The organism is Bacteroides xylanisolvens (assembly GCF_018289135.1).
Lineage (GTDB): Bacteria > Bacteroidota > Bacteroidia > Bacteroidales > Bacteroidaceae > Bacteroides > Bacteroides xylanisolvens.
This window is the reverse complement of the sequence record NZ_CP072216.1, coordinates 6,210,442-6,236,280: the sequence shown is the minus strand read 5'-3', so window position 1 is coordinate 6,236,280 and position 25,839 is coordinate 6,210,442. Positions and strand designations below refer to the sequence as shown.

Genomic DNA, 25,839 nt, shown 5'->3' with positions numbered 1-25,839 from the left:
TTGAATATCTTTTTCAAGGCGATACCAAGATATTAGTAGATAATCGTTTGGCTCATTTTCCAGTTCTGTCTATATCAAATAAGATAAGGAACTGTATTTTTCCATAATATTAGTACGAATAAAAGTTTATTGCTCTTGCTGTTACAAAGGACGACATTTATAAATTTAAATACAAATTTCAACCGTATACAAATACGTATACACAGCCAATGTATATGCGTTTTTTAAAGACCAAGGATTTTACTCATTTTTTACAGTTGTTGATGATGAACTACTCGGAATAGTCTCGATGAAACGAGGTGGATCACCGATCAAACTATCTAATATTATTCTGCTCTTCCTTTTAAATTCTCGTTCTTTTATAATATAATCCCACCACGACAAAAAAGCATCTCGATCCGCTTGGGGCATTGAATTAATAATGCGTAGATATTGAGAGAGTTCAGATTCCCTAATCGCGAATTATCTGGAAATTCACCTTGAATCGTGTATTTCTCTTGTCCGTAAAATAGTTGGGCTATAGATACAAACATTAATATGAATAGATATTTTCTCATGATAATAATTTAAGTGTTACAGAGACTCCGTTTCTTCTCTTCACATATTTAATTCTCCTAAAAAATGATACTTTTCCCCTGCTGCAAGGTGATATAAATGCTCGCACTTCCATTGGAATATACCTTAATATAAAAGTTGCAATTACCTATTGTTGTATTTGCAGAAAACTTGATGTGAGCATTTTTCTTTTTATCTATATCCACAGTATATTTTTTCAAAGGAGCCTGAAAGTAAAGTTCTGCTCCTCTCCTGTATGGTATATCAGCTTGACCGAGATAAAAAAGATCAGAAAAAATTGAATCATTTTTAATTTCTATTGAATAATCAGACTCATTCAATAATATAGGATCTTTATATGGAAGAATGCAAGTACCTACATTTATCTTGTAGACTTTTGATGTAATAATCTTTCCGACAACTTCCGCCTTTTGTTTTTTTTGTTCTTTTTTGCTTTGGGGCAGAAAGAATCGGAATTTCTACCAGCATTGTCAAAAATAGAACAAGAATTTGCTTTTTTACTTTCATATTAGATTATAACTTAAATATGGATGTATAAAAAGCCTAATGAAATACGGTTATAGGACACATACCATTGCTACTCTCACAATTGCCTATTCCGATTTGCAAATAATCATCATTCGATTGACAACTAAGCATAGATATAGCTATTAAAAAGGTTAACACAACCATATTCAAGAAAGCTTTGCTTTTTTTCATAAAACTATTTTTAAGGTAGTAACATATAGGGCACTTATTCTCCCGCTGATTGTCAATTTCATAATCAAAAACACGTCATACAAATCACAATAAGACTAAAATTCTACTTATTTTTCATCGTTGTTGATGATGAATTACTCGGAATAGTCTCGATGAAACGAGGAGCATTGTTACGTATACTGTCCAATAATGGTTTGGTCTTTTTTTCATATTCATACTTTTTAATAGTATAGTCCAGCCAAGCCAAAAGAATATCCCGATCTGCTTTAGGCATTCGGTCGAGAATCTGTAGATATTTTGGAAAATTAGGATCCCTTGACATTCTTCGTCCGTTCAATAAAAAAGATAAGTGGAATCGTACGACATCCGGGTATTGGGCATATTTTTCTAAAAAAAGTAATTGATTTTCCATACTTCTCTTTGTGCCAATCATATAGGTACTGTAATCTTCATTAATAGGAGTACCTGATACCACACCCTCATCTGCCCAATTAGCGATGCGGATATGAATATTACCAGGCTCAACTATAAAATACAGGCCCAAATCCAACATATTTCTTCCTGTCCTTGCACTAGAAAGATACGCTAAGAATGGCTTTTGTGAAAGTACACCTTCATAATGGAATTTCCCATCAACCACCAATATACTATCAATAAATAAATGTTTAATTCGTTCTTTTTCTTGACTAAGAGCTGAACTATTAGTCAAACGCAAATAACTATCATCTAACGAATGGTCGGGTAATTCACCCTGAATGGTATATTTTCCTTGACCGTAAAATAGCTGGGCTATAGATACGAAAATAAAAATGAATAGATATTTTTTCATTATTACGACTATTAAATATTAACTCTTACAATTAAAATTTATTCCTCATCTGGATAGCTTTTATCACAATTTTTTTTACAATTTTCTTCCTCCCTTTGTGCAGCCGATATACAGGCATCTCTTACTTTTACCCAGAATTTATAGCTTTCACCATCTGGAAATTCACTAGCAGGTAAATCTTTAATATTCTCGTTAAAATGGTTATGACATGCAATTATATCTTCTTTAGTCGTTTCATCACAATCATTCTTGCATTTTTCACGTAATTCTGCATTGGTATCTGTTCGTGTAATCACAACTTTACACATTCGACTTTTTTGTCGTGCCCTCATCAACTCTAATTTAGTAAAATTTACATCTTTAAAAACGTCCCTGACCAAGGAAGAAATACGATCACGGTTAGCTTGATAATCATATCCTGTCAGAATCTTTAATTGAGTAATTGCTTCTGTACGAGTCTCAACATTAAGCATACCTTTTCGGAGTAAACGATATTGTTCCAAGTCTTCTTTAGACAATTTAGAGATTGCGTTTCGTTCTCTTCTCATGTCCTTTCCTATTTCTTTTTCCAAGTTCTGATAAGCTTCCGAAGCAATAAAAAGATCAGCAGCAGTCACATCTACTGCCTGTTGAGAGTATTCGTCAGTTTCATCCGTCTGACAACTAAGTACTAAAATACTGATTAGAAAGGCTAATCCAATCATAACAAAGCCAAAATTCCACTTTTTCATAAGAATTACTTTTAGAGATTACTAATTTTGAATATCTTTTTCAAAGCAATATCATATATTTGTAAAAATTGTATAATTCACTTCCAATTCCATCTATATCACATAAGATAAGGAGCTGCATTTTTCCATATTATTAGTACGAATAAGAATTTATCGTTCTTGTTGTAACAAAGGACGACATTTATAAATTGGAATACAAATTTCAACCGTATACAAATGCGTATACACAGCCAATGTATACGCATTTAAATATGTTTTTTAAAGAAAGATTATTCTAAACGTAATGATTTAATAAAATCGGTAATAGATTCACAAGAAACATTCATTTTCTTTTTCAATCTACTACGGCGTATCCGAAAAGAACTTCCTAGAATATGGAACAACTCTGAAATCTGCGCATTACTAAAATCGATACGTAACAAAAGAATGATATGTATATCATCTTCAGAAAGTACAGGGTAATAACGTCTCAACTTATAGATAAAACCATCCTGATGAAGATTTATCCAGAATTCTAACTTATTCCAATTACAATCACTTATTGCTGATAAAGATGTAACATAAATTTGTACGTCATAGACAGTCTTCCATTCTTCTTCATTCATAGCTGGATTTTTATCTATTACAATTATGCCCTATTTCACCAATTCACCATTGATATAAAGGTTTTTGAAAGTAATATCTTTCGCCCCTTTAATATCATTTGCTCCTTTGGCTACATTATTAAAGTGAGAATCCTCTACACTGATATTATATACATGTTTATCATCCTCCAATCCGATAATAAGCACACCTAATTTACTCTTCTCACAAGTTACATTCTTCAAATGCACATTACGGACAATCGGGTCAAACCCTCTCTTACATTTCTCCCGATTCTCATATTGCAGATTGATGCGAAGTACAGCTTCACGACATTGTCCTACCGTTACATTGCGCACATATACATTTTCTATAAGTCCTCCACGGCAAGTGCTCGTCTTAATACGAATGACACGATCCAGATTCGGGCTATCCATCCGGCAGTCTTCTACAAACAAGTTACGGTAACCACCGGAAATCTCACTGCCGATCACTACTCCTCCATGTCCATTTCTCATCATGCAACCACGTACGATAATGTTCTCACTGGGAATATTCCATTTACGCCCGTCTTCATTACGTCCTGATTTAATGGCAATACAATCATCACCCGTGTCAAATGTACAATTCTCTATCAACACATTCTTACAAGATTCAGGATCACATCCGTCTCCGTTAGGTCCACGATTGAAAACAGTCACTCCGCTAACAATCAAGCTCTCGCAGAAAAGAGGATGAATCACCCAAAATGGAGAGTTTAACAAAGTAACACCTTCAATCAAGATGGTGTGGCAGGAATGTAAGTTCAATAGCTGCGGACGCATACCATCTTCCGGCTTCATCAGACGCTTGTAGACAGGAGTCGATGTTTCACCATACATCAACAGACGTTCACGACCTCCATTGCGTTGAGCCACCATGCCTTCTTTCCAACCATACTTTACGGCCCCACACATTGGCCACCAAGTTTCCATGCTACCTTGTCCGTCAATAATACCTTTTCCTGTTATGGCAATATTGCTTTCACCATAAGCATAAATCAAGGGGTGAGCGTTATAGCAATCAATTCCTTCCCAACGGGTTAAAACTGCAGGAAAATAAAGGCTTTGATCTGTAGAGAATTTCAAAACAGCTCCCTCTTCGAGATGGAAATTCACATTGCTCTTTAGAGTAATAGGTCCGGTATAAAAAGTGCCTTTAGGAACAATTACTGTGCCACCTCCTGACAGACTGCACTGTAAAATAGCCTGATTAATGGCTTCATGGCAAGGATTAGCCTCATCATCCGTTTTTGCTCCAAAATCAGTTATAAGAAATGTTCGTTTCGGAAAAGAGGTCCGTTTAATCTGTTTTTCGATACGGGCGCTTTCTTTAAATGCTTTATCAAAATCAACAGTATTCGCAGATGTTACCTCTGCCACAAAAAGCAACATCAGTAGTAAATTAATAGTTCTTCTCATCATAATTCTTATCCTTTTATTAATATGTTATTTTTATTTTATTGCAATGTAACTCCCATCAGACCGATAACAACATCGTTTGAAAGTGTTTCCAACGTCAGATGACTTAACTCTTTGGAAGGATTCAGAGGCATGTCCAAAAGTACACCTGCTCCCCCCTCGATGGAACGTCCATAAACACCCTTTATGCCTAAGTCCTTTCCCAAGTCATTGCTAACCAAACCCGTCTTAAAATGAATGCGATAAGGACGGGGAGAAACAACGGTGAATGCCTGACCATCAACATAGAAATCCTGTTCAATAGGACACCAGTTATCCGGATTCACTAATTCCAATACATCAGAAGTTCCATCTGTATAGTATACACGAACAATACCATTAGCAATGCGACACTGCATGTGGTTGGTACTGCCTGCCATCATTAAATAGGCATGAGAAGCCCGACCGGAAAGCGGAATACTCAAACTGTCGGGATAATTATCCCACAACGAAGTAAAAGCAATATTGCTTCCTTGAGCCAATGTTCGGAATGGCACACCCAGTTTGGTAGTCAGCATCTCATCACGTACCAAGGCACGCAAACCTGCATCATCAATATCAGCAGTTAATTTGGGATGGCACCACTCGCCAATGCCCTGAACAGGAAGTTGCAAAGTGGTATAAGGCGAACGGGGTGTCAGATACTCATTCCGGAAAATATCAGTCACATTCGCATTGAACAAAGAATCCATATTCATCACCCGGCACTCTGACGTATTCACCTGTGAGAAAGGAAGAATGACTGATGTTTTTTCCGATTTCGTAATCTGTACGTTTACAGGCTGCCACCATTCCATCTGTCCTTGTTTCATGCGAACAAAGAATGTATGATGCCCCAAATGATCATTGACCTTACTTCTTATAGATGTATCACTAACATTCGGTTGTATCAGCACTCCCTGCGGATCATATATTTCACCGAATACCGCCCCTAAAATGGATGGAACACGGATCTCCGCTAAAGCCTCCGCCTGTATTTCAGGCAAAACCGGATTCAGACAGTTTCCTTTCCACACAATTTCGACAATTGCTTTTTGGGCAGAAGAAGCAGGAATAACAACCACCGGATAACCAGAAGCAGCTTCCGCAAAGCTCCAGTCAACTTCTTTCCCATTTACTTTCACAGAATGAATCCTTTCTCTTCCGACATTCACTTGTAATGTCAATGCCAAAGGCGCCTTAAAACGTTGCTCTATCCGGTAAATATCCGTATCATTCTCCCTGACAAAGTGATAGGTTATGTCAGGCAAAGAAATAGAAGCTTTTAACCATCCTGCGGGAAATCCCGGACGAATCACCATCTTCCCGTTCAATACATCGGGTAAAATGCCATACAATCCTTGTACCAGTAATCGGGAAGCTACCCCTATCGGATCTCCAAAGTCACGATAACACTCTCCACGGGCAGCATCATAAAAGCTGACTTGCCCCAAATTGCCGGGACTGTTACCTAAGTACATACCATCCAGAAATGAACTTTTCATCAATCGATATGCCTCCTCCGGACGTCCTGCCTGGAAATAGGCCAAAGCTGTATGCATTACCTCTGCGAAAGCCACATTATTGATACTCCAGGAATAAGGTAACCAATTGGTAGTGGCAATCGTTGCATACCCCTCTTCCAGTCCATCGGCATACACGGGGATATGTGGTATTTCCGTATCAACATACCGTGTAGCCTGATAAGCTTGAAAAGGATCAGCAACGTCGCTATCGAGTGCATGGTATATAGTCCATAATCCCGGACTTTCGTGAAGCCGGCGATGTCCCATAAAATCCTGATATTCCGCCCAACAACCTTTGCCCTGCATCCAAAGACGCTTATTCATCGCTTTCAATATTTGCTCGGCTTCGTTCTGATAAGGTGAAGGGTCTTCGCCTATCAAAGAAGCAAGAAAAGCTGCCATTTTATTGGCACGGTAGTTATAAGCCGACGAATGGGTGACTGCGCCACTGTTGTAGTAAAGCGCATCACTTGCCCAAATACAAGCGTATGCATCATATAAACCATCATTGTCCGGATCATAATTTAATTTTTCCCAAGCTAGATGGCGGGTAATCACAGGCCACATTTTGCGGACATACGCAGTATCTCCCGTCCAGTTGAAGTGCCATAACAATTCATCCATGTAACAAAGATTCATGTCATAGTGGTGCATCTGGTTGTTACGTCCAGGATTCCGGCAAATATACCCATTACTATATTGAGGAGTTCCCCAACGTTTTTCCGAACGCGCCAGATTCATTGTAGAATCCTGTGCCGGATGAGGTATTGTATTCGGGACATCAGTCACCTGACTGGCTGCATAAGCATCAAAATGAGTCCGTGCCCGGTCATGCCAACCTAAAGCATCACCGGTATATCCGGCCCTCCACCCACTTAACGGCATACGCCAGCCAATAGCACCGTGCAACCAAACCTGTCCGTCCCAAATTCCATCGGCAGCTGCGACCAATGCACCACCCAACGTGTTCAAATAAGGGTCCGGCGTTTCTATCTTCAAATGAGAAGCCAATACCAAAGAGGCTGCCTCCGCTTGTTGATAAAGTTTACGGACATTATAGCCTTCGGAAACCTCCCCACGTACCAAGTATACTTCTTTCTGCAAAGAAAGTTCACCTGTGACAAGGTCAGTCGCTTCGGCAGGAAGTTCGAAGCAATCAGCCGGGTCTACCCCCATATCTCCATTACGACTCAAACGTTTTCCGGTAGCTCCCCCATGTTGCCAACGAAGTATAGCTCCTTTAGGCATATTCGAAGGAGAAAAACGCCAAATAGCTCCATCCATATCGGCTAATGCCAATACAGAAATACGCAGTTCTCCTTTTCCCCAAGACGGGTCTGTCAAATAATAGGTACGTTTTCCAGCCGAATAACGGGATTCACAATGCCCGGTGCAGTCAAGCGCCAATTCTGTTCCGTCACGAAGAATGACTTTGAAACTTATATTTCCTCCGCGTCCGTTATTATAAAAAGCAAAAACCGGCCGGTCACTTGTTTCTACCCGAAAGGGACTGTGACTACCGTACAAAGCACGGGTATACCGATTCTTACCATTGACACAAACAAACTCATCACCATCGGGACGATATTGCAACGTCCTTTTTGTACCTCGCAGATGTTCATTCAAGGAGATGGATTCTTTAAAGTCACCGATCTGCTTTGCCTCTCTTTGAGCATTTAATGGCATCGCCGACAACATCAAGAGGCAACAAACAGTCAGCTTTCCTTGTAAAATAAGATTCAGATGAAAATAACTCATATTTTTTTGTGTTTGATTATGGTAATGGCTTCAATCCTTCCCAACGGACATTCCAAGTTCCATCTTTCGGAAATCCCGGATTAGTCTCCGTACATCCGTCCCAACCGGCACACATCATCGCAATAGCAGTCAGCAAGCCGCCATTACCCGGTAAATAAATACGTAAACGACCGTCCTGATAATTATGACCATTCGGCAAGTATGTGTTTGTACGTTTGTCCATCAGTAAAGCTCCGACGGCCTTTTCCGGTTCACCCAAACGGGCAGCATTCATAGCCGTCATCGGATAATCCCATCCCCAGGTTTTACCCCAATTCCAGTTATCCCAAATCCAGTGCAATGTATTTTTCATATAATCTTCCCGGATAAGTTTATTCATCGGAAGAATACCGACTGCACCTAATACTGCCATGTGGTCGGAAGTATAACGAATATCTTTATAAGTATCTATGGCTGTTTCAGCAGCCAGATAAAGTCCTTCATTATTAGATGCTAAAGGGGAAAGTTTATCGATCATTTCATCCCATTCCAAACTGCGTTGCTGTCCCATACGTTCACGCCATTGTTGGGCGGTCTGCATGGCAAAATGCCAGTAAGAAAGTTCAAAAGGAGGATTAACTGTTTCTGCAGCACGCAACGTTTCTTGTGCAGGAATGGCACCTTTCAATATGTAACGTCCTTCCAGTTCATCGTATGTAGCAAAAGAGTACATAAATTCTGCAGTCTCCTGTACCAAACGATTATATTTCTCCAATACTTCTTTAGTCGGATCAGCACGATAAAGTAATTCTGCCAAATAAATTAAATGAGGTTGTTGCCAAATCAGAAAACTTCCTACTTTGGAAGGGGCTTCTGTTCCTGAAGGATCGGTCATTTTCATCCAGCGAACACCATCAAACCCTTGTCTTTGAGCTATTTGACGCGCTATCGGTTCAGCCTTTTCATACCAGCCTAATGTACGGTCAAGTAAGTTGCTACGATTCCAAAGAGCAAATTGAGCCTCGTGCCACCAGATCATTTCAAGATGGAATTTGCCAAACCACGAATTATAGGTAAGCCCCGTCTCTTGCGGAGGAGTAGTACCTGCGCTCTGAATAGCAAGCAAATATTGGCTAAGTACCACACGTCGTTCCAGTTCTTTGGCCCGTGGGTCTGTACATGCCGAAAAGTCAACAGCTGCACCTTCCTTCCAAAACGAATTCCAATAGTTTTTTGCTTCTTCTTGAGTTTGTGCTACAGTAACAGGCTGCATTGAAGGAGCTGTACTAGTAAAAGCACATGCAAAAGCTAAATGATCGTCCATCGGAGTCAGGACAAAATAATGTTTTGCTTTCTCATTGAAAGTAGCCTTCCCTTCCCAATACAAAGTTACGAAATACTCTATGCTATCTAAAGTATGTTTCAAAACTGCGGAAGATTCATTTTGAGTAACAATAGTCGTTGTATGTTTATCAACGGCTTCCCAATTACATGCATCATCACAATGAGCGCCCGTAGGATACGGAAAGCGAAAACAAATCCCGGTATGCGCCTTAGAGGTAATATTTGCAGCAATCATATCATTAGAAGGATGGCAGACTGTCTCTACTTGATAATCTTCACCGTTTAATTTAAACCGACTTTCGATTTTTCCATCCCACAAGCAAAGTTTCTGATGAACATCAGTTACCTGTTCAATATCCGTACCTTCCTCCACGTCAAAACCGACAATTCCTAAATGAAGACGATGCGGATTGACACGAAACCAATTAGCGGCATCCTGCTGTCTGCCTTCTTCTTTGAATTGAGTAGCGTAAAGTTCTTTCTTTCCCCTGCCAAAATCGTATTCTTTCAGGGTTTCTTCCGAAGTAAGCCGGTCCGGATTGGCGAAGCTATGCCAACCCCACTGGCTCTGCGTTCCCAACGGAACTCCTTTTTTATAATTGTCCGGAAACGTCTGTAATCCGGTTATGTCTACCGTATAAGCAAACTCTCCATTTCCTACAGAAAGTGAAGCTAATGAATCGAATGCCGTCACAACAGGACTATTCCTTTCTACTAATGCCTCGCGGTCAATTATCGGCTGATTTCCATCTCCGCAAGCTGTCCAAATAAAAAGTGCTGCAATAGATACTGCGAATGTTTTCATGATTCTTTATTATTGTTATTTACAAAAGTATTTATTTTTGAAACAAATGACGCGGATTCTCATTCAAAAACCCGCGTCACTCCACCCTAATAATCCAATCCAAAGGATGATTTGAGGATCTTTATTTTAAATTCCATTTGATAAAATAGTCTCCATTCATTATTTTGGAACGAATGTCTTCAGCATTGCCGGTAGTTTCGTACTTTTCCGAAATATACTTCGCCATGAAACTATTATCATTATAACGTTTTGCCATACGAATCATAGCCGGATAAACTTTTCCTTCGCATGCCATTTCCAGCATCATTTCTTTCAATATTTCTTCGTCATTGTTTTGCTTATCGGAGGTAAAGGTACGTGATCCTAAACCACTATAACTTACTTCCGTTCCACGAATCCCCTTGTCACCATATTTACGGCTAGCGATTCCTGAAGTTCCATTTGAATAATTGTATACGGTACTAGCATTTGTCCAATGAGGGGTAAACCCATACCAGTTACCAGAATAAGTTCCTTCTTCATTAACGTCGAATTCACTAATATACCCACTAACACCAACATTAATTAAAGCGTCTATTACCGCTCTTCTACCCAACTGATTGAAAGCTTCCGCCAACATGAAATAGAGGTCTGCCCCTCGATAAGTATACACAAATACGTCATCACGATAAGCAGCACGCAAAGGACTGGAAATCGGACGAAATTTACAAACCACCCATTTTCCATTGTAATCATAAACCGTACGATCCATTCGGAAATCTTTGGTTTGATTACCCAGCGGATCGAATTCATTGTCTTTGAAACGTTCAACTGCCACTTCGGCCGGTGCTAACCAATATTTATTCGGATAATCAGAATCGAAATGTTTCAACAGATTGTTCGTCTGTCTGTTTTGATAGTCATACATGATTGCTGATGCAGATTCATAATCATACGGTGTCTCATTATTAAAAAAATTATTATAATGACTGAACAACATATCATTACGTAAAAAAGCAATAGATTGATTGTTGGTCTTTTCATACATACTATTCATTTTGTTAAGTATCATATTGATACACTGCTGGTATCTACCTAACCACAAGCAAATCTCTGCATATAAAGCATAATAAGGCGGAGTCATCATATCCCAACGACGATATTCACTGTTCGCTAATTCTGTGTCCGGATCTACCCAGTCTTTCCAAGCCGTTTCATAAGTTCCATCAATGTTATCAAAACCAATGTCTAACAAATTCTTACAAGCAACCATTGTTTCATCAAGATTCAACACGTCAAACTTTGACAAGTCTCTTAATGAAGTCATCGGTTTATCCACCCAAACTACCTCTCCATAGATTTTGGCAATTGTCATAAACATCCATGTCTTAACACGTAGCGTACTGCTGACCAACGCCTTGTAATGGCTTTCGTTAATAGAATTATTTTCTTCGTATGTTTTCAATTTTCGAAGATAATCGTTGCAAGCATTAATCACTTCGTAAAATCCGGAAGGATCTGCATACGAATTACCACTCAAATCATCATCATAATTATACAAGTTATAGAGTTCAGTGGGTGCCGTTGCAGTCGGCACCACCATTTCTCCACGAAGTTCATTCAGATAAATCACCTTGTCTCCAATAGCTTGCATTTTAGTCATAATACCAATGTAACCGGAGTACATCTCACTTTCTTCCGATATATAATCCTCATTATCGAGTGTAACATCCGTATCGGGATTAAAGAAATCATCACATCCTCCCAATAAGGTAGCCGCTAGAATGAAAGCGACATTTAATAATATTTTTTTCATCTTCATCATTAGAATTTCAAGTTAATACCCAATTTGACAGATTTCGGTTGCATTACTTTCGCATAATCAAATCCTTGTATTGCACTATTACCGGACGAGTAAGCAAATTCCGGATCCAGTCCCAAGTATTTAGTAGCAGTAAGCAGATTTTCTCCTGTCACATACAGTGTGCCGGAACGGAAGAACTTCCAAACTGGCTTATCAAAACTATAGCTTAACGTAACACTCTTCATGCGCAAATAAGAAGCGTCTTCAATCCAGCGAGAAGAAAATTTGTTATTGCCAATAGCGTCTCCATAATTGGCACGCGGAATATTGGTCACTTGTCCTTCCACACTCCAACGATTGGCTACAGCAACACTTTGGTTGGAAAAAGATGAAGCTGATTCCAATGTCTGTCTTACTGCATTGTAAGCTTCGTTTCCTTTTGAATATGAGAACTCAGCAGCTAAAGCAAACTGTTTGTAACGGATGTTGGTGTAAAATCCTCCAAAATAATCAGGAGTAGCACTACCCAAAGATACATAATCTTTAGAATCGATCCGACCATCATTATTCTGATCTACATAACGTACATCACCGGCACGGTATGGCTGATTACTACTGTTCAGCAATGCTGCCTCTTCTGCCTCCGACTGAGTGGAGTAAACACCCGTTGCCTGAAGTCCGTAAAACTCATATGGATTACCTCCTACTCGACTCACCAACATGGAACCGTCTTCATATTCAATTACTTCTTGTTCCTTGCCACCTAACGACTTGATTTTGCTTTCCATAAAAGAAATGTTACCTCCGACAATCCATTCAAAATCACGCAGGCGAACAAGTGAAGCCTGTAAAGAAAGCTCTACTCCATTATTGTCAATCTTACCGATGTTTGCATAATAAGCAGACGTACCATAAACTGCAGATTTACTAATGTTCATAATAACATCTTTGCTTCTTCCACGATAGTAATCAACCCCTACGTTAATACGATTTCTTAAAATACTTGCGTCCAAACTCAAGTTCATTTGTGAAGTTACTTCAGGTTTCAAGTGTGTATTCGGAATTTGTGTACGCAAAATACCTGACACTGCCATATATGGTGAACTACTATAATACGACTTTCCGTAATTGGAAGAAAAACGGCTGTTTCCCATCAGACTATATTCCGCGCGAATATCCAGACGATTTATCCAATCTTTATCAATCAGGAAAGACATGTTTTTCATCATCCAGGTGGCACTACCTGACGGATATACCTGGAAATGATTTGTATATCTTCCGTTGGCAGAAGAACCGTCAATTGCCATATTGAATGCAGTATTCAGAACATTATTATAAGTATAGTCGACATGAGCATAGATATTCGCCCAGTTCCATTTGTTCTGATAACCATCGAAATAACGACCAACAGCATTTGCAGATCCCAACACCTGATAGAAATCATTAGTAGTGTTACGGGCATATGCTCCGTCATATTCCTGCAAAGTAGTCATTGCCTGGAATCCTGCCATAACGTTCAGTGCATGACGGCTGTTGAACAACTTGTTGTAGCGCGCATTTAAATTATAAAAGTAGTTAGTGGCTTCCGCTACACCTTCTCGTATCGTATTTTCTTCTGTACCATATGAGTCGGTGATAGGAACAATGGTAAGATCCGTACGTCCCGGAACAAAAATGTGTTCTTTATTGTAATTATAATACAACCCAAACACACCACCAAGAGAAAATCCGGGAAACATTTTATAATTGAAACCAGCTTTGATATTGACGTCATACTGCCGACTTCTCGCATCTAATGTATTAACAATAGCCAGCGGATTACTTACGGCATAAGCCATATTCTCGCTAATTCCATAATAATAGGTAGAATAAACCGGAGTAAATATTCCATTATCAGATTTTTGGTAAGGGGCCAGCAACGGAGACTGTGCATAAGCAGTGAGTAACGGATTGGTACGCATATTCATTCCTTGTTCCTGATAATTGCCATTGATATATGCCAATCCGACAGTAGCATAGACTTCAAAATTCTTACTCACCAAGAAGTTTCCGTTCAACTGGGTATGGTAGCGATTCTGCTGGGTACTTTTCAATATTCCATCTTCTTTAGAGTACCCCAAAGATAAATCATATTTAGCGATAGCATCACCACCTTCTACCCGAAACAGATTCTCCGTTACGAATCCTCTCCGGTAGATTTCATCCTGCCAGTTCGTATTGTTATTGTAGTAGTTAGCATATTTGCTGTTATTAGGATCACTCATAAAAGGAAATTCAGTAAAGAACTCATCCATATTACCGAAATAACTCATACCCATATCCGACAAATACGAACGGTAGTTGATTCCGTTTAATAATGGCATACGCTTATTATTCCAATTGATACCAAATTGTCCATAGTAACTGATTTCCGTATTCATGTTGTCCGAATTAGCACCATCTGTCTCAATCAGAATAACGCCATTAGCACCCATAGAACCATATAAAGCAGCCTCTGCACCTTTCAAAATTGTAATATTCTGAATATCCTGCAGATTGTAAGCTTGGAAAATATTACGGCTCAATCCGTTAATCAACGGAGAATCATTCACGTCCGGTATATGAGGTATACCATTAATAACAACTAACGGAGCATTGTTACCCACAAACGAACGTACTCCACGGAAATTGAGATAACTTCCCTCTCCAGGCATACCGCTACCACGAGTTACCTGCAAACCGGCAATTTGTCCAGCCAAAGCACGGTCTATCTTCATGCCGGCAGGCACAAAGTCTTTTTTGGCAATATTCTCAGCGGAAGTAGTAACACCGTTTGTCTCAATACGGAAAGGCAACACCGTTGTCTCATTATACTTATACTCCGATTCGGGAATCAGAATAATAGACATCTCCTTACGGTTATTTACCGCCTGAAACACTGTATAATACCCGGCAGCCCAAACAGAAATATTGGCTTTCTGCGGATCCTTGCATTGAATTTGAAATACTCCATTTTTGTCCGTAGTGACATCTTCACTTCCGGTGACAGAGATTACCGCACCCTCAATCGGAATATTCAGGGTAGATAATATTTTACCGCTTATTTTGCCTTGTTCCTGCGCATACAGATTAGCTGCGAACAGGCAAATTAACAGGGCGAAAAATAAAACTTGTATCTTTTTCATGTTGTCTTTATTTTCATAAGATTAATAACAGTCCTTAGTTGGTCTTAGGCACCAATGATATAACGATGCGTGTTTCAAGTTGCTTCCAGAACCTTTAAAGCGTATCACAATTTCAGAAGCTTTATCACCTGGAATAGTAACTGTGCCTACAGTACCACCGTCACGATCGTATTTTGCTTTATCTTTAAATCCTTGTTTAACAGCTTCATCTATATTTTCCGGGTATCCCCCTTCTTTACCACGGTCATAATGGAGAGCAGAATTGTTGTTTAGTTTAGACTGTGAAAAAGTACCAACTTTAATTTCCTCTCCATCTTTGAAAATTGAAAAATCAATCGCTCCCAAGTCTTTAGCTTGCCGGAATCCCATAGCAAACGTGTAAGTTCCAGGTGGAATTTTGTATGAAGTAGCGACATAATCTTTTCCTACCATTTCACCTCTAAACGGAGTATAGTCCAGCGTATAATTTTTATTTTCCAAATCTGTCAGAGTAAAATAAAGTACCCTATATCCTATCTTGGGAAATCCTAATGCCGGCCATCCATTTATAGTTGCTTCGTCTGTTTCACTGATCTTTTCAAATGAAAGATTCGTAGTGTTGAAATACTTTTCTTTATCACTTGCGCTCAGATATTCATAGTTTCTGAAAAGTTCCTTGAGACGGTAAATCAATACGTTAGTCGGTATTTTCATTTTTGTGACACGGTAAGCCGTTCCGTTACTCATAGGAATCGGATTTTCAAGGTCTACTTCCTGTACAGTAGTACGCCATTGTTTATCAAATACAGAAGTCAGATCTTCGTTTGTTTCAAAATCTTCCTTGCTATAAACGTTGTTAAAAAAAGCAGCTTGGAACACCCAATTCTCCAAGATGCTGTCTGCGCGTACCATATTCCAATCAGCCAAATTTTTCCGTGCGGTACTCAAGGCCTGATTCACCACATCATTGGAAGGGAGCAACATAGTAGCAGTGAGATTCTCAGACATGATGTTGAATTTTCTATTCTCGAAATAAGGAGCTTTGACGGTAAATACAGAATCATACACAGTATTTCCCGTCTTATCTACTCCTATCACCGTACTTGCATTTTTATCAAATGTCAATACATAACGTGATCTGACCATATTACGAAAAATAGAATAATCGTCTCCCAAATTCTCAATAATTTCATACAGACTTCTCGGAGACTCTACAGCCTGATCCAATAAATACAAATATCCATTGGTTAGCTTAATAACTTTAGTAACATTTGCATTGTTGAAACGAACACCGGCAACTGCTCTAGTCTCAGGAGAAGTGGTAGAAATCTTTAGATACTTACCACTCCACATCAAAATACGCTGTCCGTCTTCCAAATTAGAAGGAGAGATGGATGCATCAGAAATATAGGTTTGAGCAGTATATATAGGATCATCCCCTGCTGCAATACCTGATTCTACAGCTAGAATAGTGTACATCTGTTCTTTCTCCAATAGTTGCTCCACCATACCTGTTTCGTTAAACAATTGGTACATATCGCTCAATGAAGGCTCCTGAGCCAAATAATCGGTAATGGTTGCATTAACTACAGAAATCTCCGTATTATTCACCTTACTGGTATCTTGGGCATAATGCTCATCCCATGTGTCGGTACAACTACTCCCTATCAATCCGATTAGAGCAATGCCAAATATATATTTTCTTGCTTTCATAATTTATTCGTCAAATATAGGTTCAAATAATAAGTAATCAATAAGTATACGATAGTTGGGGTCTTTACTTGCAGCAGGGTCATTCATCACTAATCGGAAAGTGTGAGTAGAAGTCTCTGTAAATTCCAGTTCAGGATAAAGCACATAGGAATAACATCCTAATGTTTTAGAAGGAACTGTCGTATAAGGAGCGCATGTAACAGAGTTTTCTCCATCAAAGCTGAAAATCATTTTCCCTCCGTTACTGCCGCCTGTACTGGTTCTTATAAATTCCATGGAAGTGGCGTAACCAAATCGTAATGTCACTTTGTACTTTCCTTTAATGATAGATGGCGTTTGCATGGAAACCCAACCTGTATTACCCAAGTTTAACATCAGGAAATCCATATTATTTGCAGTATTCCATCCATTATTGGTTCGGGTAGTAAAATAAGTGACATTGTAATAACTACCATAAGTTCCAGAAGGATTATTAAGGCTATATTCATAACAATTGAGACCTGAAACATCACACTTTTTCTCTGCTGTACCAAAAGATTCTTGGAATTTGATCCCATCTTCTCCGTTACCAGCCGCTATCCAATCGCCAATAATAGAATAATTGCATACGTCAAACAAAACAGTTTCCGGTTCGGCTTCCGCCACAGGCAAGTAAGAAGAAACTTGATGAATATAACCATTTTTAGCTTGTAAATTACAATAGTCTTCTACAAAACAAGCTCGATTCTCATCCCTGTAGTTCAAATAGAATATCTTGTCTTCTTTGCTGATTCTTATCACGCTTCCAGCATTCAGTGTATTCCATATTTTGGAGGTTGCGTCCGGTGTATCAAAGCTACGTAATTTACTCAAATCATAGCTTCCATCCAAAACATGATAAGCTACATATTGATACAATGCATTCTCTGGATTAGTATAATCACTGCCTGCTCCCAACAGCTGTACCAAGTCTTGCAAACTGTTGACACCTGCTTCCTTGAATACATCGTCCGATACTGCCAACAATGTATAATTGCGTTTCTGCTGAGTGGTCTGACCCAAATCATCTACTATATCATCATATATAACATCTAATTCCGCACCCACTCCTGTAGCATCCATTGCAGATTTCAGAATTGTGTAGGGACGTCCGCTTTCAGATATACGAGCATATACACTTTCTGTAAGTGGCGTCAGCGTATTTTCCAATACATATACATAACCGTTAGATACCTTATTTGCAAACTCTATTACATGAGCTTCATTATTCAAGTAAACAGACTGCATACCACCACCTCCAACTTCCGCACTTCCGAAAGATACCATCAAGACATCATCAGAAACGGTCCTTTTTGCTAATGCCCCTTCCTTCTCTATGAAAATTTCCTGACTAATGGTATCCTGTACTATGTGATAGGACACTAGGCTACGTGCATACTCTGTACCCAAATCTTCAATGGAAGAAACTCCTTTTCGATTATAAAATTCTTTTACAGCAGCATTATTAGGTACAAAAAGTGTAAAAGACTGTGTTGCCTGATTTACAGCATTGTACAAGTCTGCATACTTCATAATGTGAATCCATTCGGAAAAGTCGTCTGACCTGTTGGACAAATAAGTTCCTGCAGGCTGCATATCGAAAACAACATATGTATCTCCGTCATACGGATCATTGCAAGCTGCACATAAAATAATGAACAGCATCCAGTATATTTTTTTCATTTTTTTCATTGCATATCGTTATTTAATTATTCATAATAAGGATTTTGCTTCAATAACGAGTTGGTGGATATGTCACTGGCAGGAATTGGCAAATACCAAGCATTGTCGTTGTCTAAAACAGAGCCCAACCATCTGCTTTCCGCGGTAAGATTATTCTCCATTATAAGTATTTTGAAGCGACTTTTATATTTGAAGTTCTGTTGCTTGCCATATCGTAACAGATCGTACCAGCGCTTTCCTTCTGCAGCAAATTCCATATCCCGCTCGTCCAGCAACATTTCCAACAATATTTCCTCAGTAGCTTCATTAATATTTTCCGCACTGACTTCATCTCGTGGTCTCAACTCAGAACGTTCACGTATTCTATTTATGATAGCCAATGCTTCTGTCCAATTGGCAGAACCGCCAATACGAATCAAAGCTTCCGCTTTCATCAACATCACATCTGCCATACGATAAATAATATAGTTGGCATCCAAAATTGTACGTACTGCTTCCCGATCGGCTACACCCAACCCTGAGTATTTCCAAATAATACCATTTTCCGGATAGCTGGTATAAGTTATACCAGCAAACGAACCATAATAGGTACGATTTACTTCATCCTGATTTTGGTAGAATTCATTTATCAAGCGGATAGTCATCGGTTCTGAATACATATAAGTATTGACCGTGACGTCAGAGCCATAAGGAAGAAGTTTTGACGGACTTCCGCCTCCTTGTGCATAATTCGTTTCGTCATACTGTATCTCAAAGATAGATTCATTACTATTACCAGGATAAAATATATTGTACCATTGTCCAGGTGTTGACATAAACACGGGACGTATGGGAGCTGTGGAGTTAATCAAGTAATCAGCGTATGTAACACATTCTTCATAATCTTCCGCCCAAAGACAGGTTTCCGCCATTAGTGCATATAGAGCCCATTTGGTAGCACGTCCTTTAGTAGCCCATGTTCCGTTAAATGTTTCTTTAGCGGCATCAGTTGCCAATGCTGCACGTACATCACTTTTGATTTGTTCCAGAATCTCCACTTCGGAAGACTTTGGCACGTCAGTAGGCATGGCATCGTCTACATAAGGTTCAGTAATCAAAGGAACTTCCCGAAAGTTGCGTACTAAATATAAATACGACAGTCCACGCAAGAAATAAGCTTCCGTCAAATGTGAATCCATTTGCGATTGATAGTAACTCTCGTCTTTCTCAATTACCCCTGGTGCATATTTCAATACAGCATTTGCCATACCGATTACTTGATAGAATGTTCCCCATTGAACGGCTGATGTACTGGGCAATACTGTAAAATTCTGAATTTGACCAGCCGGAGTCGATCTTACCGGAACAATAACGGAACTTCCTCTCAATTCCCCCCAATCTATGATATAGGGAACGCAATCACGCAAACGACTGTAACCTTGTGCAAGAATTGCCTCTACATCTTCGGAAGATTCCCAATACATATCGGTGGATTGTTTATCTTTAGGCTGTACATCGAGCCAATCGCTGCATCCGCTCATTAATAAGCCACCGAATAGTAACAATATAGTAAATATTTTTTTCATTTTCGTAAATCTTTTAGAAACTTAAATTAAAGCCAGCAACAAGCTGAATAGAAGCAGGTGTAGTGGCTGTATCTCTGGCATACGTATTCTCAGTCTTTACCTCTGGGTCCTGCCCTGTGTACTTAGTCCATGTGAAAAGATTGTATCCGGTTACGTACACATCAATATTGTTGAATCCCCAACGCTGAATCGCTTTCTTCGGCAAACGATAGGTGAATGATAAGGATTTTAAACGCAAATAGGAAGCGTCTTCAACAAAGCGATCAGATCCTAGTGTATTGTACCCCTCTCCATAAAGTGCACGTGGAATGTCGGTTTGATCACCTTCATTACGCCAACGTCTGAGGACAGCCGTACTTTGGTTATCAATACCACGCATAGACTCATTATTCAAGCGAGTAGCGTTAACCACATCCTGCCCGTAACGCCCATAGAAAATAGCAGATAACTTAAACTGCTTATAGCTGACATTGAGTCCTGCACCTCCTGTAAGTCTCGGATTTGAATTACCCAAATAGACTATATCGTACTGATTGATAACACCATCATGATTTACATCTTCATAGATTGCATCTCCGGGAGCCACGGTATATGATCCATTCCTCATAACAATTGCATTACCGGAAATATCTTTCATCACGTTACCTTCAATGTCACGTGCATAAGTTGCGTCTTTATTTTGATAAACGCCTTTGTAACGATAACCATAGAACGATCCCATCGGACGACCTTCTTCTCTACGATATGCGTAATTACCATTACCGAAAGTATAATTCTCTTCGATATAATTATCAGGCATTTCCGTAATCTTATTCTCATTGTGGGCAATATTGAAGTAGACTCCCACACGCCAGTCTTTGTTTTGGAACGGAACAGCGTCAACACGGAATTCCCATCCTTTATTTGTCATTTTCCCGGAATTCATGTAGCTAATTTGATAACCATTTCCATAACCGATAGTGGTCGGCATCTTTACCTTTGGTTGTAACAGGTCTTTTACATATTTCTGATAGACATCAACAGTAAAGCGAAGTTTGCCTTTTAAGAAAGTAGCATCAAGCCCTGTGTTATATTCGGTTGTTGTTTCCCATTTCAGTTTATTAAGTTGCATAGAACTCGGAGTAATGGCACTCATATCCATGTAGTTATTCCCGGAAGCATAAGAACCCAGATAGAGTGAAGCACCACTGGCTGAATTCCCGGTCTGTCCCAAACTAAAACGAAGTTTGAACTCATCCATCCAGTCATTCGAAAAATCCATGAATTTCTCATCTGCCAAATGCCAAGCTAAACCAACAGTAGGAAACATACCAAAACGTTCCGATTTACCCATGGTCGAATTGCTTTCCATACCTAGTGAAGCATTGATAATGTAACGGTTCAATAAGGTATAGTTCATTAAAGCTACACCGTTAATATTGCGTGTTTTGGAATCACCAGAACTAATTTTGCGTACAGCACTTCCAATGGTAGGATCAGCAAGTCCTGAAGATACGTTACCAGAAGTTTCGCTTCCATAGCTGGATTTATTCGTTTCCGTAGTACGGAATACTGCAGTCGCGATAATTGCATGTTTATCGTTCCAGTTTTTGCGATACATCAACTTATTTTCCGTATTTATAGTTAATAAGTCAGAAGAGGTATCCGTACTACGATTTGACATTTTGTCTGTCCATGCAAGACCAGTAGCCACCTGTGGCAAAAACATACGCCCTTTAGTATTACGGATATTCATGTTAACATATCCTTCATAAGTCAGTCCATTCAAAATGTCATATTTAATACGAAAATTCATTTTACTTTCCCGCTGTATGGTTCGGTTGACACTCTCATTTGCCATAGCAATAGGATTATAGTACTTATCACCATTAAAAGCAGGATCCAATGTAGAATTTTCATTGTGATTGAAATACTGTGATGTACGATTCCCTGTCTCATCGTCAATGTAGTAAGGTGATTTGTTCGGTGCTTTGCGGAAAGCTTCCCCACGTACATTATAATAGTTATTATTTCTCTCAGATTGAGTATAAGAGAACTGTGCATAAAAATTCAATTTGTCAGAGAACTTATAATTTACATTCAATGAAGAATTCAAGCGGCTGAAATCGGTTCCGACAGTCGTACCTCCTTCGTCCAAATAACCCAAAGAAAAACGATAAGTCGCTCTTTCACCACCACCACTCATAGAAAACGTATTTTCCCATGACTGAGTATTCCGACGCACTTCGGACAGCCAATCTGTATTCTGGTTATACTCGTCAAAATATGTCCAATCCGGCTGATAACCGATCTCAGGAGAACCGTAAAGCATTTGCAAGTAGCTGGTAGAGTTGGCAAGACCAATATAATTGGCACTATTCCACAACGCTTCAGATACCAAAGCAGAATATTGGTTACCGTTCAACATCGGAATGGTTTCCGGCTCAAACTTAGCGGAAAATTTGGATGAGAAACTAAAACGTGTTTTCCCTTGTACCCCCTGCTTAGTCTTGATAACCAATACACCGTTGGCACCGGAAGTACCCCAAACGGCAGTAGCTGCTGCATCTTTCAACACTTCGATAGACTCAATATCTTGCGGAGAGATATTCAACAAGGCACCCAAATCGTCATTATTGATGGTAGAGAAATCAGTATTATCATCAATTTCTGCCGGATAAGGAACTCCATCTACTACAATCAGTGGTTCTGCATTAGCATTCAGTGTACTACCACCACGAATCTGTATGGAAGCACGTGCTCCAGGGTCGCCACCACCTAATACAATATCCACACCACCGAGCTGTCCTTGCAAGGCATCTTCGATGGAAGTTACAGGAGCAACAGCCACCAAATCTTCCATACTAACCTTCTGCGTTGCAGAAGATTGTTCTCTAGCACTGATACCTAAGTCATTCCGTTCGATTCGTTTTCCTTGCACAACAACTTCATTAATGGTCTGTGTATCATCTTTTAGGACAACATTCAACCGTGTCTGACCGTTGTATTTGATTCTTTCACTCTTTTTTCCAATATAAGAAAAAACGATGATCAGATTGTTCTCATTCGGGATCGGAAGGTTATAAATACCGTCCAGATTTGTGACAGTACCACCTAAAGAACGGTTTTGGGAGTTGAGAATATTTACGTTCACCCCTATCATAGGTTCTGCTGTCGTCCCGAACATCTCGGTCACTTTTCCAGAGAGGACTTTCGCTTGTCCGAAAGCTTCGCCAGTAGTTGCTGCGAATACGATAGCAATCAGTATGTATTTTAATAATTTCATAATCTCTGTTTTTCTGTTAATCAAAAGACATCATCAATCAGATGGAAACAACCTCCTTCGTATGCAAATGGGAAGTAATCGTAATCTGATACCACTTGACATTTGTTTCCACCTTCCAATTGGATACTTAGTGAAGTTCCATTATCTGTATAAATTAGCTGCGGTGCAGTAGCTCCTTCCGTCTGTACCACACGTTCACTCCAATAACGCCCACTTTTAAAATCGGATCCTATATACGGATAAGATGGAATAACGTTTTGAGCAGCAGTAATAAAATAGGAATTCAAATAATTTGCCAATTCTTTTGCATCAAATGTACCACTTAACTTACCTTCAGCATCAAATGAAGCATCAATCGCTCCTGGAATTTTATTTGATGCCAATGCCCGCTTTATAGCATCGTTAGTCGGGATAAATGCAACGAACCGTCCTTTACCAAATAAATTCATCATAATCTGATTGGATATAAGATTTGCCTCACGCAATAACTGAGCAAAACAGTAATAGGGATAATTGTGATCCGCACAGATAGCAATGTTATAAGCCAAATCCCCGCTCTCTGCTGCAAACAATTGTTCAGCATCAAAGCTATATGTACTTCCGTTACTTCCATTTTTAAGTTTAGTAAATGGTGTAAAAACTGTACCATTGAACTGAGGATTCAACTGTTGATTGAAAGTTGAGCTACAAGTGATGTTTCCATCTTTAACGAACCAGTAGTTCCAGGTAGACTCCGTAGGAATCACACGCGTTCCTCTTTCTGGTAATTCACTTGATTGTTCACTCGAGATACTAGCTGAATGCAAATACACGATATTTTGCTTGGCAGTATTGCTGATTTCCGCCCATCCATCATCTCCTTCTGCTTCCAACCCCTGTGTACTGTAAACCGTCCGAATGCCAGAGGCTTCAAATTGTTCGGCTGTAGGAACCAAGACAATATATTTACTCAAGTCAGACACATAAGAAGAGAACAGTGAACTCCCTAACAATGCGTAGAGAAAAGAACGTGCACTTTTATATTGAAACAAAGGTCCGATAACGGAAGCAAATGTGCTAGGTTCCTTAATTTCATCCATACCATAGAGAGCACCATTAACACACATCGTTTTTTCATTCAATGCAGCAGGATTAATATTAAGAGATGAGCCCGCCAAATTCTTCAATTCATCGTCTCCTAACTCTTCAGGGAATAACATACTACCTCCATAAATAAATTGATAGAGGAAATAATTCAACGCTAGCGCATCTACTTCCTGCATAGAAGAATAACCACCGATTTTCCAAAAGCTATCAAAGAAACTATTAATAGCAGTGTTTGACGGTGCAAAAATACTATAAGAAAGAGCTGTCAACGCCGTAAAATTCAAATAGCTGCTTGTAGGCCATTCACAAGCAATATTTGGCAATCCCCCATGCTGATACTGATAGAGCGTATCCACTCCGTATGCTTTAGCATATGACTTACTCAATTCATCATCTGCAACGTAAACGCCAAACGAATCATACAAATCAAGGAAAGTCGAGTATTTTTCTTTATTTTTCAGTTCCGTATAAATCGTTTCTAGCGGTTCAACGACTCGATCAACAGCATGAATATAGCCGTTATTAGCAATAATTCCATATTCTTTTACAGATGCATTAGATACATTGAAACCATCATCTCCCGTCCAAGTAGAATTGGGGTAGAAAGCCTCGTAATTATTTTTAGCATCTATACCTTTCGTCTGGAAATAACGGTAGGAAAATATAGGCAAATAACGTTCTAAGTGATACACCATGACAGAAGCCCCTGTAGGGGTTGTCTCAACAGTAGGAGCATCGCTACTTCTTGTGCGGTGTTTGTAATACAATCCTGCTTTTATGTTCTGCTCCTCTTCCGTTTCCGTACTTCCTGTTGGACGGAAATTGACTAGTTTCTCCTTATTATAAGAATAATAGAGCACGTGGTACCCAATCAATTTACTCACTTCGTTAACAGGCATATCACTGATGCTGGTAAATCCTCTCTTATTCAAATAAGTTTGAAAAGCATCGTCGTCTGGAGCAATAATAGTTAAAATTGCTTTACCCTCCAGCATTTGCTTGTAGCCAGCAATCTCTAGCCCCTGCAAGAAAATAGAATAGTTTCCGTGTTCACCGGAACTTAACACTTCCCATGCATTGTCTGCTACCCAATCAGGTACTTCATAGTGCTCATCCATGCTATCTTTACATGCAGTTAAGAGTAATGGAAGACATAGCAGCCAAAGCATTCTCCGTAAAAATACTTTGTTGTTCATTTTTTTTATTAATTTAAAATTAGGAGTTCTCTCTATCATTATTCAAAATTCAGATTAATTGATAATGTATAATCTTCATT

14 protein-coding genes are annotated in these 25,839 nt (G+C 39.3%); all 14 read right to left on the bottom strand.

The window, feature by feature from the left end:
- Positions 1–614: 614 nt before the first annotated feature.
- On the bottom strand, positions 615–941 hold the full coding sequence (locus tag INE92_RS25220; protein WP_230296849.1) for a DUF4251 domain-containing protein: 327 nt from the start codon (positions 939–941) through the stop codon (positions 615–617).
- Positions 942–1,378: 437 nt separating this feature from the next.
- On the bottom strand, positions 1,379–2,104 hold the full coding sequence (locus tag INE92_RS25215; protein ID WP_008645522.1) for a DUF4369 domain-containing protein: 726 nt from the start codon (positions 2,102–2,104) through the stop codon (positions 1,379–1,381).
- 38 nt (positions 2,105–2,142) lie between these two features.
- Positions 2,143–2,835 (bottom strand): hypothetical protein, encoded by a 693-nt coding sequence (locus INE92_RS25210; protein WP_008645524.1) that lies wholly within the window; start codon positions 2,833–2,835, stop codon positions 2,143–2,145.
- Positions 2,836–3,104: 269 nt separating this feature from the next.
- Complete coding sequence (locus tag INE92_RS25205; RefSeq protein WP_008645528.1) at positions 3,105–3,440, bottom strand: hypothetical protein; 336 nt, start codon at positions 3,438–3,440, stop codon at positions 3,105–3,107.
- A gap of 30 nt (positions 3,441–3,470) precedes the next feature.
- The gene (locus tag INE92_RS25200; protein WP_178286125.1) at positions 3,471–4,880 is read right to left on the bottom strand and encodes a glycoside hydrolase family 28 protein; all 1,410 of its coding nucleotides are present in this window, start codon (positions 4,878–4,880) and stop codon (positions 3,471–3,473) included.
- A gap of 35 nt (positions 4,881–4,915) precedes the next feature.
- On the bottom strand, positions 4,916–8,179 hold the full coding sequence (locus INE92_RS25195; RefSeq protein ID WP_008645532.1) for a DUF4450 domain-containing protein: 3,264 nt from the start codon (positions 8,177–8,179) through the stop codon (positions 4,916–4,918).
- A 16-nt stretch (positions 8,180–8,195) separates the two neighbouring features.
- On the bottom strand, positions 8,196–10,307 hold the full coding sequence (locus INE92_RS25190) for a hypothetical protein (RefSeq protein WP_008645533.1): 2,112 nt from the start codon (positions 10,305–10,307) through the stop codon (positions 8,196–8,198).
- Between the two features lie 121 nt (positions 10,308–10,428).
- Positions 10,429–12,111, bottom strand: a complete 1,683-nt coding sequence (locus INE92_RS25185) for a hypothetical protein (protein WP_008645534.1) — start codon at positions 12,109–12,111, stop codon at positions 10,429–10,431.
- Positions 12,111–15,254: a SusC/RagA family TonB-linked outer membrane protein gene (locus INE92_RS25180; protein ID WP_008645537.1), complete on the bottom strand. Its 3,144-nt coding sequence runs from the start codon at positions 15,252–15,254 to the stop codon at positions 12,111–12,113. Before INE92_RS25180 ends, INE92_RS25185 begins: the two co-directional genes overlap by 1 nt.
- A gap of 21 nt (positions 15,255–15,275) precedes the next feature.
- A complete protein-coding gene (locus INE92_RS25175; RefSeq protein ID WP_008645540.1) occupies positions 15,276–16,946 on the bottom strand; it encodes a hypothetical protein in 1,671 nt (556 codons plus the stop codon).
- A 3-nt stretch (positions 16,947–16,949) separates the two neighbouring features.
- Positions 16,950–18,656, bottom strand: coding sequence for a DUF5108 domain-containing protein (locus tag INE92_RS25170; protein ID WP_008645548.1), 1,707 nt, complete (start codon positions 18,654–18,656; stop codon positions 16,950–16,952).
- A 17-nt stretch (positions 18,657–18,673) separates the two neighbouring features.
- A complete protein-coding gene (locus INE92_RS25165; RefSeq protein WP_008645551.1) occupies positions 18,674–20,212 on the bottom strand; it encodes a RagB/SusD family nutrient uptake outer membrane protein in 1,539 nt (512 codons plus the stop codon).
- 13 nt (positions 20,213–20,225) lie between these two features.
- Positions 20,226–23,477: a SusC/RagA family TonB-linked outer membrane protein gene (locus INE92_RS25160; protein WP_008645553.1), complete on the bottom strand. Its 3,252-nt coding sequence runs from the start codon at positions 23,475–23,477 to the stop codon at positions 20,226–20,228.
- Positions 23,478–23,497: 20 nt separating this feature from the next.
- Entirely contained in the window at positions 23,498–25,759 is a 2,262-nt protein-coding gene (locus INE92_RS25155) for a fasciclin domain-containing protein (RefSeq protein WP_032842379.1), read from the bottom strand.
- Between the last annotated feature and the right edge of the window lie 80 nt (positions 25,760–25,839).

Excerpts from the sequence above, each read along its gene's own strand:
- INE92_RS25185 (WP_008645534.1), bottom strand. The coding sequence starts at position 12,111 with ATGATGAAGATGAAAAAAATATTATTAAATGTCGCTTTCATTCTAGCG.
- INE92_RS25205 (WP_008645528.1), bottom strand. The coding sequence starts at position 3,440 with ATGAATGAAGAAGAATGGAAGACTGTCTATGACGTACAAATTTATGTT.
- INE92_RS25175 (WP_008645540.1), bottom strand. The coding sequence starts at position 16,946 with ATGAAAGCAAGAAAATATATATTTGGCATTGCTCTAATCGGATTGATA.
- INE92_RS25190 (WP_008645533.1), bottom strand. The coding sequence starts at position 10,307 with ATGAAAACATTCGCAGTATCTATTGCAGCACTTTTTATTTGGACAGCT.
- INE92_RS25210 (WP_008645524.1), bottom strand. The coding sequence starts at position 2,835 with ATGAAAAAGTGGAATTTTGGCTTTGTTATGATTGGATTAGCCTTTCTA.
- INE92_RS25215 (WP_008645522.1), bottom strand. The coding sequence starts at position 2,104 with ATGAAAAAATATCTATTCATTTTTATTTTCGTATCTATAGCCCAGCTA.
- INE92_RS25165 (WP_008645551.1), bottom strand. The coding sequence starts at position 20,212 with ATGAAAAAAATATTTACTATATTGTTACTATTCGGTGGCTTATTAATG.
- INE92_RS25155 (WP_032842379.1), bottom strand. The coding sequence starts at position 25,759 with ATGAACAACAAAGTATTTTTACGGAGAATGCTTTGGCTGCTATGTCTT.
- INE92_RS25195 (WP_008645532.1), bottom strand. The coding sequence starts at position 8,179 with ATGAGTTATTTTCATCTGAATCTTATTTTACAAGGAAAGCTGACTGTT.
- INE92_RS25160 (WP_008645553.1), bottom strand. The coding sequence starts at position 23,477 with ATGAAATTATTAAAATACATACTGATTGCTATCGTATTCGCAGCAACT.
- INE92_RS25170 (WP_008645548.1), bottom strand. The coding sequence starts at position 18,656 with ATGAAAAAAATGAAAAAAATATACTGGATGCTGTTCATTATTTTATGT.
- INE92_RS25180 (WP_008645537.1), bottom strand. The coding sequence starts at position 15,254 with ATGAAAAAGATACAAGTTTTATTTTTCGCCCTGTTAATTTGCCTGTTC.
- INE92_RS25200 (WP_178286125.1), bottom strand. The coding sequence starts at position 4,880 with ATGATGAGAAGAACTATTAATTTACTACTGATGTTGCTTTTTGTGGCA.